General features: G+C 63.8%; 5 protein-coding genes and 2 pseudogenes. 3 read left to right on the forward strand and 4 right to left on the reverse strand.

The window, feature by feature from the left end:
• Nucleotides 1-281, forward strand: a pseudogene (locus tag PMI42_RS40545) (penicillin-binding protein); the annotation flags it as partial.
• Between the two features lie 345 nt (nucleotides 282-626).
• On the forward strand, nucleotides 627-1286 hold the full coding sequence (locus PMI42_RS27430) for a hypothetical protein (protein ID WP_008140265.1): 660 nt from the start codon (nucleotides 627-629) through the stop codon (nucleotides 1284-1286).
• A 154-nt stretch (nucleotides 1287-1440) separates the two neighbouring features.
• Here PMI42_RS27430 and PMI42_RS27435 read toward each other — a convergent pair whose 3' ends face one another.
• From PMI42_RS27435 to PMI42_RS27450, 4 genes are all read right to left on the reverse strand, one after another.
• Nucleotides 1441-2280 carry a M48 family metallopeptidase gene (locus PMI42_RS27435; RefSeq protein WP_081502955.1) on the reverse strand — a complete coding sequence of 280 codons (840 nt, stop codon included), beginning with the start codon at nucleotides 2278-2280 and terminating at the stop codon, nucleotides 1441-1443.
• A 333-nt stretch (nucleotides 2281-2613) separates the two neighbouring features.
• Nucleotides 2614-3942: a polyhydroxyalkanoate depolymerase gene (locus PMI42_RS27440; RefSeq protein WP_008140268.1), complete on the reverse strand. Its 1329-nt coding sequence runs from the start codon at nucleotides 3940-3942 to the stop codon at nucleotides 2614-2616.
• 121 nt (nucleotides 3943-4063) lie between these two features.
• A complete protein-coding gene (locus tag PMI42_RS27445) occupies nucleotides 4064-4882 on the reverse strand; it encodes an ABC transporter permease (protein WP_008140269.1) in 819 nt (272 codons plus the stop codon).
• A gap of 460 nt (nucleotides 4883-5342) precedes the next feature.
• Nucleotides 5343-6146 (reverse strand): ABC transporter ATP-binding protein, encoded by an 804-nt coding sequence (locus PMI42_RS27450; RefSeq protein ID WP_008140270.1) that lies wholly within the window; start codon nucleotides 6144-6146, stop codon nucleotides 5343-5345.
• Nucleotides 6147-6253: 107 nt separating this feature from the next.
• Here PMI42_RS27450 and PMI42_RS27455 point away from each other — a divergent pair.
• A pseudogene (locus tag PMI42_RS27455) lies at nucleotides 6254-6486 on the forward strand (sensor histidine kinase); the annotation flags it as partial.

The raw sequence follows: 6486 nt of genomic DNA on the forward strand, positions 1-6486 counted from the left end.
CCGGCGGTGCCCTGCCGGTGGAGGTGTGGTCGCGCTTCATGAAGACGGCGCATGAGGGCGTGCCGGTGGCGAACTTGCCGAGCTCGCCGGGTGGCTGGGGCCTGTCGAACCTGGCGCAGGCGGCCTCGCAGGTGTCGCCGCCGACAGCACCGCCGCCCGGGCCGGCACCAGTGAACAACAGCGGCTATCGCCCGCAACCGACGCGGGCGAATGCGCGGCCGGAAGCGGCGGCCGGGCTGGATGGATGGTTGATGGACCGGTTGTTTGGCGGGAACCGATAGCCCTGCTTGGGGGCCTCAAAGCAAAACTTCGAAAACAACCCCATGCACAGTAGGCGATGGTTCGCGACGCGACGCGCGGCGGATCGTGCGAAGCGTCTGATGCGGCACGGCTAATCGAGCGTTGCCCGCAATCATCGCGATATGTGGCGGAAATCGCGCAAAGCGCGTTGAGGTCGCCTCGTTCTCCGCCGCCGCGTCCTGCCACCGCTTCGGCAAGTCCTGCCTATTGCGGCAGGATTGACCGAGGCCGGTGGCTTCTTGAAAGCAAAAACACCAGTCTCTTCAAGCCCCGCGATTGGCCCATGACTTGCTCCCTGAGGTTGAGTTCGCACCAGGGAGCGTTCCATGATTTCCGGCGTGTCCAGCGCGGCGTTGCCTTATCTGCGGCCCGCGTCAGCGTCTGCCGCAAACGCGGCAGCGGGCCTCCAGCCGGAGCTGCCGGCTGCAACCGACAGAACGACCAGCGGCTTCCGGATCGACGTCTCTCAACTCAAGCCGCTGCAAGGTGCCAAGCTGATATCGGTGGCGGACGATCCTGCCCTGCACGACCTGATGGCGACGAACTGGCTGATGACCCACGACGCCAGTGCAATCCAACCGTCCGTCGCGGACAATGCACCGCAAAACACCTATGCGCAGGTGAAGGTCAACGGCAAGGTGGTGGCCACGCTGTACAATGGCGGCTCCTCGGCGATGACCAACGAGGCGGCGGCAAAGATCGGCAAGCTGGACGATCCTCCCGGCCTGAGCGGACCTGATCTGGCGCAGTGGCGGGCCGACAGCTACGCCGAGCGACTCGGTGGCACCGTCGAAAAAGCTTTCACCGCGATCACGCAATCGCAGTGGACGCCGCGCGAGAACAGATCCACGGCCTACAGCCGCGAGCAACTCGACGCCGCCTTCCAGGCGATGCTGGCCGAGGGCCAGAAGGCCAGCGCGCAACAGCAATCATCCTATCCCGCCTCACGCACCCAGCCGGGGACGAGTGCGGATCTCAGTGCGTGAGGAGCGCGCGGCGCCGTTCTCCGCTGTCATTCCCCGCGCAGGCGGGGAATCCAGTACGCCGCGGCGTCTCGGCTCTATAACAGCTGCCTCTGGAATACTGGATCGCCCGGTCAAAGCCGGGCGACGACAGCGAGTGTCGGGCTGGCAGCGGAGGCTAATCCTCGACCCCGTACCGGTGCAGATCATTCCCGTAGGTGTCGAGCCACTTCTTGGCGCGCTCCATCGACGGGCAGACTTTTCCGCACACGCGCCAGAACCGGGCCGAGTGGTTCATCTCGACGAGATGAGCGACCTCGTGCGCGGCGAGGTAGTCGAGCACGAAGGGCGGCGCGAGGATCAGGCGCCAGGAGAACGACAGCGAACCGGCCGAGGTGCAGGACCCCCAGCGGCTGGACTGATCGCGGATCGAGAGCCGCTTGACCCTGACGCCGAGTTCACCGGCATAGGCTTCCGCCGAACGCTGCAGATCGCGCCGCGCCTCGCGCTTGAGGAAGTCGCTGACGCGGCGATCGACATGCTCGAGCCCGCCGGCGACGCAGAGAATCTTTTCGCCACTGTCGCGCGTCTCGGTCCACACCGTGCCGCGGGTGCCTGCGCGATGAACGATGCGGTGGGGCGTGCCGCGAAGCGGTATCACTGTGCCAGGCTGGAACGGCGCCGCCTTCGGCAAACGGCCAAGACGTGCCGCGATCCACGCGCCGTGACGCTGCGCGAAGTCTTTGGCTTCGGCGAGCGTGCCCTTGGGCGGCATTGTGAGGATCGCCTCACGATCGCTCGGATGAATTCTGAGCGTGTAACGGCGGGCGCGGCGGTGCCTTCGCAGCCGAATTGCAAAGAATTGCGACCCATGGGCGATCAAAAGGGTCTTCGGTTCGTGGGGCCGGCGATAAAGGAGTGCGCGAGTGGCCATGTCTGTCAGTCCGGGGAGCAGGAGGTCGCCCGGATTCTGCCATAACCGCCGCCAGGGAAAGCGCTCGGCGCAAAAACAAATCATTTGCCCAATATACAGGGGTCTGACGTCCGGGAGACCCTACAGACTGGGGTTGGAACCGGCTTTTTTCGCCCCCGCTGGACGCATGCGGCACCCCCAAGGGGTGAGGGCTGACTCACTCCTAGATCGCTACCTAAATACCTCGAATCTGGGAGGCCACCGGGCCTCCCGGAACCTCCGGCAGGACCTGAAATTTCGACGGGAAAGCCGAAAAAGCAGCTGTTTCCGTTCTCATCCCGAGGAGCCCGCGCAGCGGGCGTCTCGAAGGATGGCCGCACGCGAGATCCGCACCTTCATGGTTCGAGACGCGCGTTCCGCGCTCCTCACCATGAGGAACTACTCGGCTGCAATCGCCTGCAACGAACTCGGATTCGCAGCGGAGACCATGAAGTCGTGAATCCGCGGCACGATTTCCGACTTGAAACGCGATCCGTTGAACACGCCGTAATGTCCGACGCCCTTCTGGACGTAATGAACGCGTCGATGATCGGGAATCGCGCTGCACAGCGTGTGCGTTGCTTCGGTCTGACCGATACCGGAGATGTCGTCGTTCTCGCCTTCGACCGTCATCAGCGCGACGCGCGTGACCTTGGAGGGATCGACGCGGGTTCCACGATGGGTCATCTCGCCCTTCGGCAGCGAGTGCTTCACAAACACGGTGTCGACGGTCTGGAGATAATACTCGGCGGAGAGATCCATCACCGCGAGATATTCGTCATAGAAGTCGCGATGCTTGTCGACGAGGTCGCCGTCGCCCTTCACCAGATTGGCGAACAGCTGCTTGTGGGCATCCATGTGCCGGTCGAGATTCATGCTGATGAAGCCGTTCAGCTGCAGGAATCCCGGATAGACGTCGCGCATCATGCCCGGATGCGGGAACGGCACCTTGGTGATGACGTGGTTGCGGAACCAGTCGATGCCGCGCTCCTGGGCGAGATTGTTCACCGCGGTCGGATTCCGGCGGGTGTCGATCGGGCCGCCCATCAGCGTCATCGAGGTCGGCACGAAGGGATCGCGCCGCGCCTCCATGACCGAGACGGCGGCGACGACGGGCACCGAGGGCTGGCACACCGCCAGCACATGCGTGTTGCCGCCGAGGACGTGCAGCATCTCGATGACGTAGTCGATGTAGTCGTCGAGATCGAAGCGGCCGTCGCTGAGCGGCACCATGCGGGCGTCGGCCCAGTCGGTGATGTAGACCTCATGCGCGGGCAGGAACGCCTCGACCGTGCCGCGCAGCAGCGTCGCATAATGGCCGGACATCGGCGCCACGATCAGCACGCGCGGCTGCGGGCTGCGCAGCGGACGGGTGAACTTGCGATCGAAGTAGAGCAGGCGGCAGAACGGCTTTTCCCAGACCGAACGGATCTCGATCGGGACACGGATGCCGTTGACCTCGGTGTCGTTGAGGCCCCATTCCGGCTTGCCGTAGCGGCGCGTGGTGCGCTCGAACAATTCGCAGGCCGCGGCGACCGACTTGCCGACCTCGGTGCGCGCCCAGGGATTGAGCGGATTTTGAAACAGCAGCTTGGTCGCGTCGGTGACCGCACGTGCCGGATTGAGAGAGGCCTGCGCCATCTCGTACATCCAGTACATCGGCGTCGTCAGGACCGGACTGCCTTCGGCCGCCAGGGGCGGCGCGCCGCCAAACTCACCAATAGGCATCTTCATAATCCTCTTCGCATCGCAGCATACTGCCGAATGCGTAATATTGCGTCAATGCATGGTTCCGTACATCTACGTAGCGAAGACGGTTAAACCAGCCTGAATCCACGAGAAAGTGACGTTATTCGCCGCCAGACAGCAACGAGCCATTCTTCCTGGCGCTGCGCAAAAGGGCAAGGAATGCCCAAAAAGAAGCAACCAGAAGACCTGCATTGATGGCCAACGCATCCAGCATCAGATCGATCCTGAAGGTGTTTTCGATCAGCAGCGCGCGCATCCCCTCGAACACGTAAGTCGGCGGCAGCGCCCAGGCGACGTATTGCAGCCAGACCGGCAGCACGCTGACGGGATAGTAGATGCAGGCCAGCGGCATGATCGCGAACATCAGGGTCCAGACGATGCTCTCGGCGCCAAGGCCGTTTCGCAACACCAGGCCCGACACGAAGATGCCGACCGACCAGCTCGTGAAGATCAGGTTGCAGAAGAACGCGATCAACGGCAGGCCGAGACTGTAGACATTGAAGTGAAAGAAGATCAGCGCGAGCAGCGTCATCGGGATGACGCCGATCGCGAGCCGGATCAGGCTCATCACCATGAGCGACAGCAGGAACTCGATCGGCCTCAGCGGGCTCATCATGAGGTTGCCGAGGTTGCGCGCCCACATCTCCTCCAGGAAGGAGATGGAGAAGCCGAGCTGGCCGCGGAACAGGATGTCCCAGAGGATGACCGCGCCGATCAGCGTGCCGCCGGCACGCGCGAAGAAGTTGGAGTTCTCGGCGATGTAATACTGGATGAAGCCCCAGGTGATGATCTGCAGCGCCGGCCAGTACAGCAGCTCGAGCAGCCGCGGCCAGGACGACAGCAGCAGATACCAATAGCGCAGGATCATCGCGCCGATGCGCTGGGCGGAGATGCCGCGGTGGAGGGAGATCCCGGTCATGGCAAACTCCCGTAGCCCGGATGGAGCGCAGCGCAATCCGGGGCGCGGCGCCAGCCACAAACACCGGCGTCATCCTGAGGTGCAAGCCTTGCGATGCGTACCGCGTCGCAAGGCTTGCCTCGAAGAATGAGCCACATACGCTTGCAATTCATCCTTCGAGGCGCGCGAAAGGCGCGCACCTCAGGATGACGACTGTGCGCGAGGATAGAACAATCAAGGCTCGCATGCGTGAAGCGGCGGGCCGCAATCGACGGTCCCGGATTACGCTTCGCTCCATCCGGGCTACGGCACCAGCCACGCACATAACCGTCATCCTGAGGTGCGCGCTCTTCGCGCGCCTCGAAGGATGGGCCGCAAGCGCGCGCTCCTGCCCATCCTTCGAGGCAAACCTTGCGATGCAAGGTTTGCACCTCAGGATGACGGTTGTGGGTGCCGATATAGGAATCAGGGAGACGCCACCTCACCTCGCCGCCTCCTTCGCGCCGTTCACCCGGCCGCGCGCGACGTCCAGGAACACCTCTTCCAGCGTGGTGCGGTTGTAGCGGGCCATGATGGCATCGGGCGTGTCGTCATCCTCGATGCGACCGCGCTTCATGATGATGACGCGGTCGCAGAGCCGCTCAACCTCGAGCATGTTGTGCGAGGCCAGAAGGATGGTGGCGTTGTTCTCCTTGCGATAGCGCTCCATGTGCGCCCGCACCCAGTCGGCGGTGTCGGGATCGAGCGAGGCGGTCGGCTCGTCCAAGAGCAGCAGCTCGGGCTTGTTGATCAGCGCTTTGGCCAGCGCGACACGGGTCTTCTGGCCGGCGGAGAGCTTGCCGTTGGCGCGGTCGATGAAATCGGTGAGATCGAGCTCGTCGGCGAGCTCGGCGATGCGGCCGGGAAGGTTCTTCACCGCATAGAGCTTGCCGAAGATGGTGAGGTTCTGCCGCACCGTGAGCCGCATCGGCATGTCGACATAGGGGCTTTCGAAATTCATCCGCCCGAGCACGGCGGCACTTTCCTCGGGCATCCCATGACCGAGCACCTGCACGCGGCCGGAGGTCGGCAGCACCAGGCCCATGATCATGGCGATGGTCGTGGTCTTGCCGGCGCCGTTGCCGCCCAGAAGTCCGGTGATGCTGCCGCGCGGCAGCGAAAAGGAGATATCGTCGACGGCGCGGGTCTGCTTGTAGACCTTGACGAGATGATCGACCGCGATGGCCGCAGAGGCGCTGCGCTCCGCGACAGTCGGCGGACTTGAAGCTTTGTCGTTCCCGGTCATGCTAGCCGTTCTTCTGCTATTGCAGCGGAGAGCGCAAGGCTTGTAATCGGGGTGGTTCCGCGAGCGCTGCGTTTGTGACCCTGGAAGGTACCGCCACATTGGCCGAGATGACTGAGACTGCCGACACCGACTTCCGCCACGCACAGCGGCATATCCGCCTGGACACGATCCTGCGGCTGCGCTGGCTCGCGGTGCTCGGCCAGCTGGCCGCGATCTTCATCGTGGCGCAGGGGCTGGAGTTCAACGTCGAGATCATCCCCTGCGTCAGCATCATCGCGCTGTCGGCCGCGCTCAACCTGGCGCTCCAGACCGTATCCAATCCGCTGCAGCGGCTGGGGCC

It is taken from the genome of Bradyrhizobium sp. YR681 (assembly GCF_000282615.1).
Taxonomy (GTDB): Bacteria; Pseudomonadota; Alphaproteobacteria; order Rhizobiales; family Xanthobacteraceae; genus Bradyrhizobium.

Excerpts from the sequence above, each read along its gene's own strand:
- PMI42_RS27435 (WP_081502955.1), bottom strand. The coding sequence starts at position 2,280 with ATGATTTGTTTTTGCGCCGAGCGCTTTCCCTGGCGGCGGTTATGGCAG.
- PMI42_RS27430 (WP_008140265.1), top strand. The coding sequence starts at position 627 with ATGATTTCCGGCGTGTCCAGCGCGGCGTTGCCTTATCTGCGGCCCGCG.
- PMI42_RS27445 (WP_008140269.1), bottom strand. The coding sequence starts at position 4,882 with ATGACCGGGATCTCCCTCCACCGCGGCATCTCCGCCCAGCGCATCGGC.
- PMI42_RS27450 (WP_008140270.1), bottom strand. The coding sequence starts at position 6,146 with ATGACCGGGAACGACAAAGCTTCAAGTCCGCCGACTGTCGCGGAGCGC.
- PMI42_RS27440 (WP_008140268.1), bottom strand. The coding sequence starts at position 3,942 with ATGCCTATTGGTGAGTTTGGCGGCGCGCCGCCCCTGGCGGCCGAAGGC.